This window comes from Solibacillus sp. FSL H8-0538, assembly GCF_038003525.1.
GTDB lineage: Bacteria > Bacillota > Bacilli > Bacillales_A > Planococcaceae > JBBOPI01.
The window spans coordinates 1,031,872-1,046,804 of record NZ_JBBOPI010000001.1 but is presented as its reverse complement, the minus strand read 5'-3'; the positions used below and the strand labels follow the sequence as shown (position 1 = coordinate 1,046,804).

Genomic DNA, 14,933 nt, shown 5'->3' with positions numbered 1-14,933 from the left:
TATCATCCCCTAAAAACTTTGAAGTAACGATTTCATTACTAAATACCAGCCGTCGACGAGTATAAATAATAAAATTTTAAATGGCAGTGAAATCATTACTGGTGGTAGCATCATCATCCCCATCGACATTAGTACACTTGCGACAACCATATCAATGACTAAAAACGGAATAAAGATCATAAAACCCATCTGAAATGCTGTTTTAATTTCACTTAATGCAAAAGCAGGAACAAGCATCGTTAAAGGAATATCTTCAATCGATTCTGGTCGTTCCGCCTGATTGTATTCTAGGAACAACTCCAAGTCCTTTTGCCTTGTATGCTTGGACATGAACTGCTTGAATGGCAGGGAAGCTTTTTCATATGCTTCCTCTAGCCCAATTTCCTCGTCGAATAGCGGCTGTAGCGCTTGTTCATTTACTTCCTGGAAAGTAGGCGCCATGATGAAAAATGTCAAAAACAGCGCTAAACCAATGATCACTTGGTTTGGCGGCATTTGTTGTGTCGCCAGCGCTGTACGTGTAAATGACAATACGATGACGATTCGTGCAAACGAGGTCATTAATATTAAAATGCTAGGCGCTAATGAAAGGACTGTTAGCAATATTAATAGCTTCACAGATGTAGCAACATTCGTCGGATCGCTTTCAGAAAAGATTGAGATAAAATCTGTCATTGTTTATCGTTCTCCTGTTCTTTCCAACGTTCCAGTTCATCACTACGCTCTCGTTTAATTTCGTTAATACGCTCATTAAACATCGTGTTAAACTTCGGATTTTCAGAAACATCTTTATTAGATTTAAATTTACTAAACAACTCGACAATATATGGCGATGTTGATGCATTTCCTTGCTTGTCATTGTAATAATTCAAGATTTGCTCCACTTCTTCAGGGCTTGCAATTTCTTTTAGCAGACGAACATCTTCGCCTACACCAACGACATATAAACTATTACCGATATGTAATAGCTGAACCGATTTTTGTGCGCCGACTGATAAACCACCAATATTACGAACAATACTGTTCTGCTGATAGTTTAAGTTGCGTTTGTTCAAAAACTTCAGAACCATAATTAGTAACGCAAGGACGAATACAAGCGATAAAAGAATTTTTATGTACTCCCAAGGCCCTATACTAACAGATGCCGATTCAGGTTGTTCTGCTTCGGCATCTGTTATATTACTTTCTTGGCATTGATTCGGGTTTTTCAAACATTCATCACTAATCATTCCGTTATTTGCTGAAGCAAACACAGATGATTGTGATGGCACGAATAAAGCGATAACTACAAGTAATGCAAAAACCATGCCAACTCGCAATGATTTTTTTACATGCATGTTATCAACCTAAAGCTTTTTGGATTGCTTCAATTACGCGGTCTGCTTGGAAAGGCTTCACGATAAAATCTTTTGCTCCAGCTTGAATTGCGTCAATTACCATTGCTTGTTGCCCCATTGCTGAACACATAATAACTGTAGCAGACGGGTGATTTGTTTTAATTGCTTTTAATGCTGCAATGCCATCCATTTCAGGCATTGTAATATCCATCGTTACTAAATCAGGACGTAATTCATTGTATTTCTCTACTGCTTGAACACCGTCAGCTGCTTCACCAACAACTTCAAATCCATTTTTCGTTAAAATATCCTTAATCATCATGCGCATGAATGCTGCATCGTCAACAATTAAAATCCTTTTAGACATAATAAAACTCCTCCATTTAAAAAACTATCGTAAATTATTCAAGCGATCTGCCTGGCTTAAAATATCTGTGATACGAACACCGAAGTTCTCATCAATAACAACTACTTCACCTTTTGCGATTAAGCGACTATTTACTAAAATATCTACCGGCTCACCAGCTAGTTTATCTAACTCGATAATTGAACCACTCGATAACTCTAGAATTTCTTTTACAGAGCGCTTAGTACGACCAAGTTCAACCGTTACTTGTAAAGGAATATCTAAAAGCATATTTAAATTGCGGGCTTCCACCTGCGAAATACTCGGAGATTCAAAGCTAGCAAATTGCGCTTGTTGTACATTAACAGGCTGTTGCGGTGGTTGCTGTGGCATTGCAAAAGTCTGTTGCTGATACATTGGTTGCTGTTGATACATCGGTTGCTCATACATTGGTTGCTGTGGCATCGGTGGTTGCATTTGTTGTTGAATTGGTGCCGCTTGAGGTGGGGCTTGGACAGGCGGTGCTGGCATCGGTGCTGTTGCCGTTGCAGCAGCCTCATCTTCTACTCCCCCCATTAATGACTTTACTATCTTTTGACTAAAGTTTAAAGGTAATAATTGCATTAAATTTGAATCTATCAAATCACCAATGCGTAAACGGAATGAAACTTTCACTAATAAGTCATCATCTGGAATATTATCGCGACCTTCACCTAGCGAAATATTCATTAAATCGATAGACGGTGGAGAAATATCTACTTTTTGATTGAATACTGTTGACATAGAAGTAGCAGCTGAACCCATCATTTGATTCATTGCTTCTTGTACAGCACTTAGTTGAATCTCACTTAACTCAGGCTTGGGATTTAATCCATCCCCCCCTAACATTAAATCTGCAATAATTGCAGCATCGGATTGTTTAATCACTAGCAAGTTCATGCCAATTAATCCAACTGTATATTCTACCTGGATTGCTACATAAGGATGTGGAAACTCTTGTTCTAATCGATTGCGATTAATCATCGATAAGCTTGGTGTTGTAATATCGACTTTTTGCCCTAATAATGCAGAAAGTGCAGTAGCCGAACTACCAAATGAGATATTTCCTACCTCGCCTAGTGCATCTTGCTCTAGTGGACTTAAATAATCTTCAATATTTATGAAATCATCATCAATCGCCGTTGTATCGTTAGATTTATCCTCCAACGTCTCGCCCCTTAATAGAGCCTCTATTTCTTCTTGGGAGAGCATTTGATCACTCATTTTCGTCTCCTCCTTCCAAAGGGTCGATAATCTGGATAGCCATTTTTTTATTTAATTTACCTGGCTGCACCGTAAATTTCGGTAAATTCCCGACTTTTAGAACAAGTGGGTCTTTTATTTTCTGATCTAATTGTATAACATCTCCTATCGTCATTGATAGAAAATCTTCAATTGTAATATCAGAACTACCGAGCTCTGCTACAACTGGTAACCTAGCTTGCTTTACGCGCATTTCAAGCATTTGCGTTTGTTCCGGAGAGATTTCTTTCGTATTTGTTTGCATCCAGTATCGAACAGAAAGATTTGGCACAATCGGTTCTAATACTACATGCGGTATACAAATATTAATCATACCCGTTGTTTCACCGATAATTGTATTCAACGAAATAACAACCACGGTTTCATTTGGTGAAATCATTTGTAAGAACTGTGGATTTACCTCAAGTTCAACTAGCATCGGGTCAATTTCAGCAATATTTTCCCATGCCTCTCGTAAATTATCAAATGAACGTTCAAATAAGTTCGTCATAATTTTCGTTTCAATTTCCGTCAAATTATCAACATTGCTATGACTCGCTCCAGTTCCACCCATCAAACGGTCTAGCATGGAGTACGCAATGTTTGGATTAATTTCCATTAAAATATTACCATCTAATGGCGGCACTTCAAATACATTTATTAAAGTCATATTAGGAATCGAGCGAACAAACTCCTCAAATGGTATTTGGTCTACGGATGCAACGGTAATTTGGACATAGCTTCTTAACTGCGCAGAGAAAAATGTCGTTAATAACCGTGCAAAATTTTCATGTATTCGGGTCAAACTTCGGATTTGATCTTTTGAGAAGCGAAGAGCTCGTTTAAAGTCATATACTTTTACTTTTCGACCTTCATCTTCTTTTTTCATGTCAGCTGCTGACATTTCCCCCGTTGATATCGCTGATAACAGCGCATCAATTTCGGATTGGGACATTACATCTCCTGCCATTTGCCCACCTCCATTTCATGATGTTTCTTTGATCACGCAGAAACTTACAGAAATACTTGATTTAGTAAATCCACTGCAAGTAAAGGCCTGATTCGTTCAACAAACATATTAGTGGGCTTTATGCCCACACCCTATGAAGTTGTACTTTATTGAATGATGTAGGAGGTTATGTATACTTGTTGTACTTCACCTTCTTGCATCAATTCATTTAATTGAGCTTTTATAGCATTTTGGAAAGCAATTTTCCCTTGTTTGCCTTCTAAGTTTTCTTGTGTCATTTCCGATAATTCTTGAATAATAATGTTATTCGTTTGGAAATCACGTTTTGTTAACTCCGCCGCTGCGTCTTCATTTGAAGTTTGGATTTTAAGTTGTAAGCGAACGATACGCTTGTCAGCTAAATTTGTTGTTAGTTCCGGAACATCCACTGATGCTAATACAATCTCATCAATTGTTAGTTCAGCTGAAACAGGTTCTTTGTTTAATTGTGTTAATAACACAAACACAATTACACCGATTAATGTAATCGTCACTAAAATGATGAGCATAATTGTTAAAAGTTTATTATTCTTCATCTTCTTCACCTCGTAGATGCGGGTTTGATAAAACTTGTATTTGTTGATAAAAGGCCGTTACCTTTTGTCGCACCTGATCTTCATTTTCTAAAACAATGAATTTACGCCCAGTCGTTAGCGTAATCGTTGTATCCGGAAAAGATTCGACTGTTTCTATGTATAAAGCATTTAACGAAAACGCTTTGCCATTTAAACGAGTAAGTTCGATCATTGTAATGGGGCCGGTCCCGCTTTGAGAGCCGGCCCGACCCTCCCTTGCAATGAATTTATTTAGGAAAAAACGTTCGCGCTTGGTAAATATTACAGCTTATAAAAAAGTATATCTAAAAACTTGAGCGAATGCTCTTTTATTTATTAACGTTTTAAGTTTACAAGCTCTTGAAGAATCTCATCTGATGTTGTAATAATTCGAGACGTAGCTTGGAAACCACGTTGTGCAACGATCATTTCTGTGAATTCTTCTGAAAGGTCAACGTTGGACATTTCCATAAAGCCGGATTGGACTGCAGACATACCATTTGTAGTTGCAACTTGAATAAATGGATCCCCAGAGTTAGCAGTATCTTTATAGTAGTTACTTCCCGCTTTTTCCATACCTCCAGCATTTGGGAATTTAGCAAGTACAATTTGACCTGCAAAACGTAAAACACCCTCTGAATCAACAAATGTTACTTTCCCATCTTGTCCAACACTCATACTTTCTGCATTAGTAGGAATACGAATTGGTCGATACGCCAAATCTACTCCACCTGCATTAATAAAAGCCGTATCATCTGGTAAAAATCCATCTGTATCATCTGCATCTAAGTTTGTTGAATGTGCAGGGTCGTTAGTCACATTAGTATTTAAGTCATAAGAACTACCAACTGTTGTAGGATCTCCATCCCAGTTTTCAGCAACACCTACAAGATATTTACCGTCACCATTTACAAGGTACCCATCTTTATCCATGTAAAAATTCCCTGCACGAGTATAGGCTGGACTTTCAAAAGTACCTCCAGCAGCATCAGTTGTTCCTGGAGCATCTGCGACGATGAAGAACCCATCACCATCTAGTGCTAAATCTAACACTCTCCCTGTAGATTGAAGTGCACCTCCACTGTGAATTGTATCAATAGCCGCTAACTGAGAGCCTAACCCCACTTGTTGTGCATTTCGGCCACCTACAGTACCTGTTGGACCAGAAGCACCTGTTTGTGTCTGTGAAATTAAATCTTTAAATACTACACGACCTTTTTTAAAGCCATAAGTATTTACGTTGGCAATATTATTACCAATTACATCTAATTTTGTTTGCATGTTTTTAAGACCTGAAATACCTGAGTACATTGAACGTAACATATTGTTTAGTTCTCCCTTCGATTTTCAAATTCGCCTTGGCGTTTTGAGTGGCTGCGTCATTCATTCAGCAGCGCTTAGGCTTCCTTACTTCAGAAGGTCCGGCCTATAGCACAATTGTGCCGTCTATATTTGTGAAAAGTTGCTCTTTCGCCTCAGAACGATCCATTGCGGTAATGACTGTCGAATTTTTTGCACTGACGATGAGGGCTGCTTGATCCATAATAACTAATGGCTGCTTTACACCTTTATCTCGCGCTTCAAATACTTTAGCCGTTACAGTTTGCCATTCTTCATCGGAAATTGCGATATTCCGTTCGATTAAGCGTTCATTTGCATGTTTACTAATCTTTAGCTCTTGACTCGTTGTCGCTTGCTGTAAATGCTCAACGAACGATTGCTTCGCCGGTTGTGTCTTCGGTGAAACAGTCGATTGGATAGGTGGGTGATACGGGATGCGCTGAATATTCATTCGGTTCATCATATCACCACCTTACTCTGAGTCCGTTGGTGGATCTTCAGTGGATTCATCTGTAGAACTCATTACTTCAAATTTGTCTTTCGTTAAACGTGTACCGTTATTTAATACATATTCAATGACACCATTCTTCGTTGTAATTGCTTCAATAATGGCTTGCACCAATTCCTCACCGTCTTTATATTGCACTTTCTTCCCAATTAATTGACTAGCTTCTGCAAATGGATTTGACGCGTTCGTATTCCCTGTAGATGATGAGCCACTTAAGATAGATGAAATATTACCCGGTGTAATTTCTTTACCACCTTCTAATATGAATACCGGCTCGCCTTTAACGAATTTCAGTTCAGTAATAACACCTGTACCACTGTTAGTAATGTAATTGCCTTCACTATCTTTTTCTTCTGTTATTTCATCCCATTTTACTTCTTTACCGATGAAATTTGTATAAGACATCATTTGAGTTTGTTGTTGTGAACCTAATAACGCTTCCATCGCTAATGTCATATTTTGCATTTGTTCTAGAGAAGAGAACTGCGCCATTTGAGCGATAAACTCTTTGTCATCCATTGGACTAGTTGGATCCTGATTTTGAAGTTGCGTAACTAATAGCTTTAGGAAGGCATCCTTCCCTAAAGCACCATTATCTTTTTCTGTTGTGTATTTCACATTACTAGCTGCAGGTAAATAATAACCATCATTTATTGAATTTGTCATTCGTTACACCTCCTCATTTAATAGTTCACTAAACGACAATGATTCACCCTCTTCGTCATCCTCATGATCTTTTTCTTCTTCTTTTGCTTGCTGCTTAAAGAAGTTACTAAATAAGCTTTGATCGCGCGTATTGCGTTCTGTATCTTGTAGGGACTGTGAAATGTCAATGCGCTCCATTTGGATGTTTTGTGCGACAAAGGCCGATTTTAATTGATTTAAATTGCTATCTAGTAAGTCCTTACCTAAGGCTGTAGATGCTAGTAAACGCGCCGTTAAAATGCCATCTTTTTGAATTAACTCAATACGAATTTGTCCCAGATTTTCTGGATATAACTTTAGCAAAAGCTTCATATTCCCTTGTTGCCCGGACAATTGGCTCCGATTAATGATTGCTTGAATTTCCTTCAGTAGCGCCTCAGATTGTGCTGGCTTTTCAGCAGGCAGCGTAATTGTAACTGTTTTAGTTTGCGTCATTGTTTGCTGCTGTACTGCAGTTGTTTGTGTTAAATCCGTTTCTTGCTTAACTGTTTGTTGTGCCGTTTGCGGTACAACTTGCTGAATTACTTGTTGGAATACCGGTTTTGGCGCTTCCTGCTGAGCTGTCGATTGCTGAACTTGTGTGAGCGCATTTTGAAGCGTCTCTTTCAACTGAGACAATTGAACTTCTTGCTGATACATGGTGTCGGTTTTGGAGCCTAGTAATTCAGCGAGTTTTAAAAACTGAACAATTTGCTGCGCTTCCTTAGGTGTCACATTTTGTTGATTCCCTTGTAATACTGCAACAATTTCCGTAAGAATTGCTGGCGCTTGCTCAATGATTGACCATACGTCTGTAATTGGAGTCTCTTCACCTATAAGCTTTTGCACGATTGCCGTTAGTTCTTCTTCGGTCATGCCAAGTGCTGCTGTTAAATCTTCAAGTGTTAACATTTGATCGATGGCAACAGGCTGCTCGCCCTCGCCGACAAAAGCAAATAACATATTTTCATCCGTTGGAATACCTAACGTATCCAGTAGCTCTTCCAGTGAATCCGTAGCTAGAACGACTTCTACGCCCTCCAGTGTTACTGGTGCTGTTGTAGACTCTGTTGTAGTTGGCTTGTTTGTAGTAGACATAATCTGACTAAAGACTGAACCGAATTCATTGCTTTTGCCAGTAGCAGTAGTTTGTTGTGTGTTTGTTTGTGCTGACAATGCTTTTGACGTTGTTTGTAACATTGCGATATTCATTATTTCACCTCCTTTTACTACGCTATTGCTGAGCTAATAACTCTGTATAACGTGCTGCATCGGCCGGAGACATTTTTGTAAAGATTGCTGATAGCGTATCCGGCTTCATATTAGATAAAATACGAAGCGCTTCTGTGTCGCTCATTTGTACTAATATCGGTGCTGCTGTTTTTGCAGACATCTTTTCAAATGTGGATAAGATTTCACCAAATTCCTTTTGGGTTGCTTGCTGATCACGTTTCAACTTTTCAATTTCAAATAATAAACGTTCTTGTTCAACTAATAATTCATCTTTCTCCGTCGCAGCCGCATCAATTTTTGTTTGAAGTTGTGTAATCTCCGCTTCTTTTTCTTGAATCTCCGCTTGTAGCTGCACGACCTTCTCATCGCTCAATGAACTATTTTCCTCAATCTCTTCTTCTTTTGAGGAAAGGAATGGTATGGAATCGGTCGCATTTTTAGCCATTTGGAACACATTCGTATTTGTGAAAGTCGCCACAATTAGCAAAATCGCAATTGTAAACATGAGTGGAATTAAAAACAAATACAATATTTTTTTGAAAAAGCCTGGAGACTTTTCTTCCACTTCTATTTCAATATTTTCTACATCTTTTTTTGCCATGAAATCACCTGATTTCCCTCTTGTTGTACGCAAGTGAAGAAAGCTCATCAAGTCGGATCGCTTCTATGCGTTCTTGTTCTTCCTTGTATACCTCGAAGTCTTTTTCCCGCATTTTTTCAAATTTACGCACTTCCAAGTTTTTTTCTAATAATTTTTGCTCTTGCCAAGTCATTTTTGCTCGTGCCTGCACAACTTTTTGCTGAACATCCACAATCGTTTTCTCCATACTATCGATAAATCGTGCATAATGATTAATTTCATCTATAGACGAACCAATCTTTAGCCTCTCTTGTTGGTACTCTATTAAATCTTCTTTTTTCTTTAATAATTCATAGAGCTTTGTCGCAATTTCTTCAAACACACGTACTGATTCTTTATAAGCAATTTCCGATTCGGATTTCTCTTGCTCGCGTATGACTAATATTTTTTCAAAACGATATGTGTACGTAATCATGATTTCGCACCACCATTCGATAATGCAACTAACTCATTTACCGTTTGCTGTAGGGAAACTTTATCTTTATAGCCTTGCTTTAAAAACGCTGTAATTAATGGCTCATAATGTATAGCTTCGTCTATTTCTCTCGATGTCCCACGTTTATAGGCACCGATATTGATTAAATCCTCAGATTTTGAGTATGTATAGTAAAGTTCGCGTAATCGTGATGCTGCATTCACATGCTCTGGTTCAGAAATATGATTCATTAAACGACTGACACTCTTTAAAACATTGATTGCTGGATATTGTCCTTTATTCGCTAAATTTCGATCGAGTACGATATGACCATCTAGTATTCCTCGTACTGCATCTGCAATTGGCTCATTCATGTCGTCTCCATCTACAAGTACGGTATAAAAAGCAGTAATTGTTCCCTTTAAGTTCGTACCTGAACGCTCCAATAATTTAGGCAAAATTGCAAAAACAGAAGGCGTATAACCTCTTGTCGCTGGTGGCTCACCAACAGCTAACCCAATCTCACGCTGAGCCATTGCGACACGTGTCACAGAATCCATCATTAGCATAACATTTAATCCACGGTCCCTAAAATATTCTGCGATGGCAGTCGCTGTGAATGCGGCTTTAATACGCATTAATGCGGGTTGATCGCTCGTTGCTGCAACAACAATCGAACGACTTAATCCTTCAGGCCCTAAATCGCGTTCTATAAACTCACGAACTTCACGACCACGCTCTCCTACAAGTGCAATGACATTTAGATCTGCCTTTGTATTGCGGGCAATCATCCCAAGTAACGTACTCTTCCCAACCCCTGAACCTGCAAAAATGCCGACACGCTGTCCAGTTCCTACTGTCAGCATACCGTCAATTGCTTTTACACCAACCTCTAGTGTTTCATTAATAGGTGGACGAGTTAGTGGATTTGGTGGATCCTGTTCGGTTTGAACGGTAGTTAATCCCCGTGGTAGTGAGTAGCCATCGTACGGGTTCCCCATAGAATCTAGTACCTTCCCGATTAGTTCCGGGCCAACCTTTACCTCTAGTGGCATACCCGTTCCCTCGACTAAGCAGCCAATTGAAATCTCTCGTAATGAAGAAAATGGCATGAGTACAACGATTTCATCTTTAAATCCTACAACCTCTGCCAAAATAATTTGATGACCATTTTTAGGGGAATGGACATGTATTTTACATACATCGCCAATCGAACTATCCGGACCTTGAGACTCAATCATTAAACCGACTACTCTTGTCACTTTACCAAACTTTTTAAATGTATTAATAGTTGGAATCTGTTCAATTAATTGAGCCGTTTTCATCCGTATCATTCCTTGCTATCTAAAATTTCATGTAATTTTAATCGTAATTCATGAAGTTGCTCATCAATTGACACAACAATACGTCCATGATTTGTTTCAATATAGCTTTCTGTATCCTCTAAATCTTCATTTACAAAAATCATAAATGGAACATCTGGCGGGAACATTTCCGCTAGTTCATCATGATTTTTCGTTAACACACCGTAGTATTTGGGAGACACATATACTTTAACTTCTTTCATTTCTCGCGCTTCTTTTAATCCGCGCTTTATAATCGAAGCATATAACTCATCATCACGTTCTAGCGTTGCACCTAAAATGCGCTCCGCTGTTTTTAGTCCAAGTTCCAGTATCACTTGTTCTTGTGCTTCGATATATTTTTCCGCATTTACATTTGCTTGGTTTATTGTTTCATTTGCCACTCTTAATGATTCAGCCATATCCGCATTGGCCTTTTGAATCCCCTCTTCGTAGCCTTGTCCAAAGCCCTCTTCGTAAGCTTGCTGCTGAAGAACTAATCTTTCTTCTTCCCATGTTTGCTTTAGTGCTTCAATGGCTAGCAATTGCTCATTTCGAAATTGATCAAACTTATGGCGCTCTTCATCAATTTCTTGCTGCGCATGTGCAAGTAACTGTGTGCGCTCCTCGAATATGTCCTCCATCGTCAGCTGTGGGTGAGCAGGAGTATCTACTAGCTCCTCCACAAAACTTTCCGGCTCAAACATATTACGAATTTTAATTTCGATTGAATTCGCCTCAGTAGGTTTTGCATTTGTTGAACGGATGATTCTAGACAATTACGTCATCTCCTCCACCACGTGCAATAATAATCTCACCTGCATCTTCAAGACGGCGAATTACAGCTACTATACGTGATTGTGCTTCTTCCACGTCACGCAGTCGAACAGGTCCCATAATTTCCATTTCTTCACGGAATGTATCCGCCATACGCTGCGACATATTACGGAAAATGATATCTTTTACTTCATCCGAAGATACTTTCATTGAAAGCAATAAGTCTTCGTTTTCACAGTCACGAATAACACGCTGAATTGAACGATTGTCGAGTGTAACAATATCCTCGAATACGAACATGCGTTTTTTAATTTCTTCTGCAAGCTCGGGATCTTGAATTTCGAGTGCATCGAGAATCGTTTTTTCCGTTTGACGGTCAACGCCATTCAGTACTTCAACGACTGCATCTACGCCACCTGTTTCAGTGTAATCTTGCGTTACTGTAGAAGATAGTTTACGTTCTAATACTGATTCGATTTCGCTAATAACTTCCGGTGATGTAGAATCCATAACCGCAATACGCTTTGCGATATCAGCTTGTACCTCTTGTGGTAATGAAGATAGAATGACACCCGCCTGTCCTGGCTCTAAATATGACAGAATTAATGCAATCGTTTGCGGATGTTCATTTTGAATAAAGTTGAAAATTTGTGATGGATCTGCTTTACGCGCAAAATCGAATGGACGAACTTGCAAAGAAGATGTTAGACGATTTAATATCGCTTGTGCTTGATCTAGTCCAAGCGCTTTTTCCAATACGGTTTTCGCGTAGCCGATACCGCCCTGTGTTATATAATCTTGCGCAAGTGCGATTTGATGGAATTCTTCAATTATGTCTTCCTTTACATTCGACTCAACTTTTTTAACACTAGAAATTTCTAACGTTAGACGTTCAATTTCTTCTTCACTTAAGTGCTTATAAACAGAAGCCGAAACTTCTGGTCCTAGAGAAATTAACAGCAAAGCAGCCTTTTGCTTTCCTGATAGTTCTTTGTCTTTCTTGGACACAGCTGAACCTCCTATTAGTCTTCAGCAATCCAACTACGCAATAGTTTCGCAAAATCTTCTGGCTTTTCTTTCGCCATCTTCTCTAATTGCTTACGGCGTACTGTCGCTTCAGTTTCTTTTTCTTCTGATATATCTTCTACATCAATTAACTCTTGTTGTCTTTCTAGTATTTCTAATTCTTCTTCTTGTTGCTTACGTTTACGTGAACGCAGTATGAAGAATACTAATAGCGCGATTGCAGCAACTAAAATACCCCCCACTACCCAAACCCACCAAGGAATGACTGGCTTAGTGTTATCATCAACAACATCTTTACCATAAAAAGGTTGTACCGAAACTACGATTTTATTGTTAATATCTTCTTCTGTTAAAGAACCCGCGGCCTCTTGGTCAATTGTCGTACGAACAATCGTCGCTAGAATTTGTTCGATGTCACCGCGCACATTTTCGGATAACGATGTTGCATCATCTGGTTTTGGTGGCTCAACCATTACTTGAATGCCAAGGTTACGAATTTTATATGGGCTTTCTTGAATTTCACGACGAATGCGGTTCACATCATTGTTAATTGTTTCTTCTACACGCTCGTAATCGCCATTACCTGTTGTACCTTCTGCATAATCAGTAAAATTATCTGTGACATTTCCGGCTTCTGGTGTGCCCTCTGCTACTGCTCCGGCATTGCCTGAATATGTTTCAGTAATACGCTGTGCGCTAATTTCTATCCCTGACATATTCTCTTCATCTACCGCTGTTACGAGATTTTCTTCACGATTTTCTTGTTTAAAGTCAATATCGGTTGTAACTGATACTACGACTTTATCGTCACCCATTAATGTTGCAAGCATTTCCTGTACTTGACGTTGAAGATCACGTTCAATTGTTTTCTTTACTTGCATTTGTCCTTCCACTGTACCGATTGAATTGCCGTTTGATTCCGCTGAATTTAAATCAAAATACTCAGCAAATTGATTTGAAATTTCAATATTCTCAGTACTTAAATTTGGAATACTTTTAGATATCAAGCTATAAAGTGTTTTAATTTGTTCATCTGAAAATTTGTAACCCGCCTCAGTCGTTAACATAACTGCAACAGATGATTCTTCATTTGCACTTGCTACAAATAGCCCTTCTTCAGGCATAGAAATTAAAACTTTCGCATCTTTAACACCGTCAACCATTTTAATTAAATTGGATATTTCTGTTTCTGTCGCCGCTTTCTTGATGACGTTAAACTCATTATCAGTCATCCCAAAGCCTGCATTCGTTGTAAAGAATGAGTTATTAATTCCGCCCGTCTCAGGATATCCTTGTGATGCGAGCGATACTGTTAATGCATCCACTTGCTCTTCTGGAACTAGAATATTTGTACCGCCTGGCGCAATTTCATAGGTTACGCCTTGTGCAGTTAATACTTCCGCTATTTTTCCAACCTCACTAGATGATAATTCTGTGAACAGAGGGACCATCGTTGTACGCGTTGAAAAATATGTGAGTGCTCCAGCAAGGGCTATAATAGCTACTAACGTTCCAATTAGCGCACCTTTTTGATTTTTCGTACGACTCGTCCAAAATCTCGTGGAGTCAGTTTTTACTTTTGTCAGTCGTTCATTCATTATGAATCCTCCGGTTATAGTGAATGCCCCAACAATTTACGATCCGCTTTTACAATAATTATACAGACATGCGCATAATTTCTTGGTAGGCCTCTACTGCCTTATTACGAACTTCCATTGTTGCGTTCAATGTAATGCTTGCTTTTTGAGAAGCAATCATTACTTCGTGTAAATCAACATCTCCACCATTAATCAATTTTTCTGTCATTGTGTCTGATTGAATTTGTTGACTGTTAACACCAGCAATCGCATCTTTTAGCGTATTTGCAAATGTTTGTTGTGCCTCAGCAGACGTAACAGAAGTATGTACTTTATTCGTTTCATTCACTATTTGTGTAGGTGCCATAAACGATACTGAATTAATTGCCATTAATTATCATCCTTTCCCAATCTCTAATGCTTTTGTTAGCATCGATTTATTTGCATTAAAAACGGTTACATTTGCTTCATATGAACGCGTAGCAGAAATTAAGTCGACCATTTCTTTTAATAAATCCACATTGGATGTTTGCACATAGCCTTCTTCATTTGCATCAGGGTGCGTAGGGTCATAAACAAGCTTAAATGGTGTTTCGGTATCTTCTTTAATTTCAGTAACCTTCACACCATTCCCCGCCCCTTGTTTAGTTGTTTTGCCCATCGCAACATTTAAAAAGTTTGAAAACTGACCTTCTTGAGAAGTTAGCGTTACTGATTTTTTACGATACGGTTCCCATTCACCATTTACTTGTTTGGCACGTGTCGTATCAACATTGGCCATATTTGAAGAAATAACATCCATTCTTAAACGCTGGGCAGTTAAAGCAGACGCAGTCGTATTCATACTATGAAAAATTGACAA

At 38.8% G+C, this 14,933-nt stretch carries 19 protein-coding genes; all 19 read right to left on the bottom strand.

All coding sequences use genetic code 11. The features are described 5' to 3' along the window. Positions 1-9: 9 nt before the first annotated feature. Positions 10-675, bottom strand: coding sequence for a flagellar type III secretion system pore protein FliP (fliP, locus tag MHH87_RS04800; RefSeq protein ID WP_340748189.1), 666 nt, complete (start codon positions 673-675; stop codon positions 10-12). Next, positions 672-1,337 (bottom strand): flagellar biosynthetic protein FliO, encoded by a 666-nt coding sequence (locus MHH87_RS04795; RefSeq protein ID WP_340748188.1) that lies wholly within the window; start codon positions 1,335-1,337, stop codon positions 672-674. Before MHH87_RS04795 ends, fliP begins: the two co-directional genes overlap by 4 nt. A 4-nt stretch (positions 1,338-1,341) precedes the next feature. After that, a complete protein-coding gene (locus MHH87_RS04790; RefSeq protein WP_340748187.1) occupies positions 1,342-1,704 on the bottom strand; it encodes a response regulator in 363 nt (120 codons plus the stop codon). A 24-nt stretch (positions 1,705-1,728) separates the two neighbouring features. Then, a complete protein-coding gene (fliY, locus tag MHH87_RS04785; RefSeq protein WP_340748186.1) occupies positions 1,729-2,946 on the bottom strand; it encodes a flagellar motor switch phosphatase FliY in 1,218 nt (405 codons plus the stop codon). Continuing rightward, the gene (gene fliM / locus MHH87_RS04780; protein WP_340748185.1) at positions 2,939-3,934 is read right to left on the bottom strand and encodes a flagellar motor switch protein FliM; all 996 of its coding nucleotides are present in this window, start codon (positions 3,932-3,934) and stop codon (positions 2,939-2,941) included. Before fliM ends, fliY begins: the two co-directional genes overlap by 8 nt. 146 nt (positions 3,935-4,080) lie before the next feature. Beyond that, entirely contained in the window at positions 4,081-4,509 is a 429-nt protein-coding gene (gene fliL, locus MHH87_RS04775; protein WP_340748184.1) for a flagellar basal body-associated protein FliL, read from the bottom strand. Continuing rightward, entirely contained in the window at positions 4,499-4,720 is a 222-nt protein-coding gene (locus MHH87_RS04770) for a flagellar FlbD family protein (protein WP_340748183.1), read from the bottom strand. Before MHH87_RS04770 ends, fliL begins: the two co-directional genes overlap by 11 nt. Positions 4,721-4,863: 143 nt before the next feature. Then, a complete protein-coding gene (locus MHH87_RS04765) occupies positions 4,864-5,850 on the bottom strand; it encodes a flagellar hook-basal body complex protein (protein ID WP_340748182.1) in 987 nt (328 codons plus the stop codon). A 103-nt stretch (positions 5,851-5,953) separates the two neighbouring features. Beyond that, positions 5,954-6,328 (bottom strand): TIGR02530 family flagellar biosynthesis protein, encoded by a 375-nt coding sequence (locus MHH87_RS04760; protein ID WP_340748181.1) that lies wholly within the window; start codon positions 6,326-6,328, stop codon positions 5,954-5,956. A gap of 12 nt (positions 6,329-6,340) precedes the next feature. After that, entirely contained in the window at positions 6,341-7,042 is a 702-nt protein-coding gene (gene flgD / locus MHH87_RS04755; RefSeq protein WP_340748180.1) for a flagellar hook assembly protein FlgD, read from the bottom strand. Between the two features lie 3 nt (positions 7,043-7,045). Next, entirely contained in the window at positions 7,046-8,272 is a 1,227-nt protein-coding gene (locus tag MHH87_RS04750) for a flagellar hook-length control protein FliK (RefSeq protein ID WP_340748179.1), read from the bottom strand. Between the two features lie 22 nt (positions 8,273-8,294). Then, positions 8,295-8,894: a MotE family protein gene (locus MHH87_RS04745; RefSeq protein ID WP_340748178.1), complete on the bottom strand. Its 600-nt coding sequence runs from the start codon at positions 8,892-8,894 to the stop codon at positions 8,295-8,297. A 4-nt stretch (positions 8,895-8,898) separates the two neighbouring features. Then, entirely contained in the window at positions 8,899-9,348 is a 450-nt protein-coding gene (gene fliJ / locus MHH87_RS04740) for a flagellar export protein FliJ (protein WP_340748177.1), read from the bottom strand. After that, positions 9,345-10,673 carry a flagellar protein export ATPase FliI gene (fliI, locus tag MHH87_RS04735; RefSeq protein ID WP_340748176.1) on the bottom strand — a complete coding sequence of 443 codons (1,329 nt, stop codon included), beginning with the start codon at positions 10,671-10,673 and terminating at the stop codon, positions 9,345-9,347. The genes fliJ and fliI overlap by 4 nt, the downstream gene beginning before the upstream one ends. A gap of 5 nt (positions 10,674-10,678) precedes the next feature. After that, the gene (fliH, locus tag MHH87_RS04730) at positions 10,679-11,470 is read right to left on the bottom strand and encodes a flagellar assembly protein FliH (RefSeq protein WP_340748175.1); all 792 of its coding nucleotides are present in this window, start codon (positions 11,468-11,470) and stop codon (positions 10,679-10,681) included. After that, positions 11,463-12,476, bottom strand: coding sequence for a flagellar motor switch protein FliG (gene fliG / locus MHH87_RS04725; protein ID WP_340748174.1), 1,014 nt, complete (start codon positions 12,474-12,476; stop codon positions 11,463-11,465). Before fliG ends, fliH begins: the two co-directional genes overlap by 8 nt. A gap of 14 nt (positions 12,477-12,490) precedes the next feature. Further along, on the bottom strand, positions 12,491-14,092 hold the full coding sequence (gene fliF / locus MHH87_RS04720) for a flagellar basal-body MS-ring/collar protein FliF (protein ID WP_340748173.1): 1,602 nt from the start codon (positions 14,090-14,092) through the stop codon (positions 12,491-12,493). A gap of 58 nt (positions 14,093-14,150) precedes the next feature. Beyond that, positions 14,151-14,462: a flagellar hook-basal body complex protein FliE gene (fliE, locus tag MHH87_RS04715; protein WP_340748172.1), complete on the bottom strand. Its 312-nt coding sequence runs from the start codon at positions 14,460-14,462 to the stop codon at positions 14,151-14,153. Between the two features lie 6 nt (positions 14,463-14,468). Then, positions 14,469-14,933, bottom strand: coding sequence for a flagellar basal body rod protein FlgC (flgC, locus tag MHH87_RS04710; protein ID WP_340748171.1), 465 nt, complete (start codon positions 14,931-14,933; stop codon positions 14,469-14,471).

What these genes read in the sequence shown, in the direction of transcription:
- fliP (WP_340748189.1), bottom strand. Translation starts at nt 675, where the DNA reads ATGACAGATTTTATCTCAATCTTTTCTGAAAGCGATCCGACGAATGTT.
- MHH87_RS04795 (WP_340748188.1), bottom strand. Translation starts at nt 1,337, where the DNA reads ATGCATGTAAAAAAATCATTGCGAGTTGGCATGGTTTTTGCATTACTT.
- MHH87_RS04790 (WP_340748187.1), bottom strand. Translation starts at nt 1,704, where the DNA reads ATGTCTAAAAGGATTTTAATTGTTGACGATGCAGCATTCATGCGCATG.
- fliY (WP_340748186.1), bottom strand. Translation starts at nt 2,946, where the DNA reads ATGAGTGATCAAATGCTCTCCCAAGAAGAAATAGAGGCTCTATTAAGG.
- fliM (WP_340748185.1), bottom strand. Translation starts at nt 3,934, where the DNA reads ATGGCAGGAGATGTAATGTCCCAATCCGAAATTGATGCGCTGTTATCA.
- fliL (WP_340748184.1), bottom strand. Translation starts at nt 4,509, where the DNA reads ATGAAGAATAATAAACTTTTAACAATTATGCTCATCATTTTAGTGACG.
- MHH87_RS04770 (WP_340748183.1), bottom strand. Translation starts at nt 4,720, where the DNA reads ATGATCGAACTTACTCGTTTAAATGGCAAAGCGTTTTCGTTAAATGCT.
- MHH87_RS04765 (WP_340748182.1), bottom strand. Translation starts at nt 5,850, where the DNA reads ATGTTACGTTCAATGTACTCAGGTATTTCAGGTCTTAAAAACATGCAA.
- MHH87_RS04760 (WP_340748181.1), bottom strand. Translation starts at nt 6,328, where the DNA reads ATGAACCGAATGAATATTCAGCGCATCCCGTATCACCCACCTATCCAA.
- flgD (WP_340748180.1), bottom strand. Translation starts at nt 7,042, where the DNA reads ATGACAAATTCAATAAATGATGGTTATTATTTACCTGCAGCTAGTAAT.
- MHH87_RS04750 (WP_340748179.1), bottom strand. Translation starts at nt 8,272, where the DNA reads ATGAATATCGCAATGTTACAAACAACGTCAAAAGCATTGTCAGCACAA.
- MHH87_RS04745 (WP_340748178.1), bottom strand. Translation starts at nt 8,894, where the DNA reads ATGGCAAAAAAAGATGTAGAAAATATTGAAATAGAAGTGGAAGAAAAG.
- fliJ (WP_340748177.1), bottom strand. Translation starts at nt 9,348, where the DNA reads ATGATTACGTACACATATCGTTTTGAAAAAATATTAGTCATACGCGAG.
- fliI (WP_340748176.1), bottom strand. Translation starts at nt 10,673, where the DNA reads ATGAAAACGGCTCAATTAATTGAACAGATTCCAACTATTAATACATTT.
- fliF (WP_340748173.1), bottom strand. Translation starts at nt 14,092, where the DNA reads ATGAATGAACGACTGACAAAAGTAAAAACTGACTCCACGAGATTTTGG.
- fliE (WP_340748172.1), bottom strand. Translation starts at nt 14,462, where the DNA reads ATGGCAATTAATTCAGTATCGTTTATGGCACCTACACAAATAGTGAAT.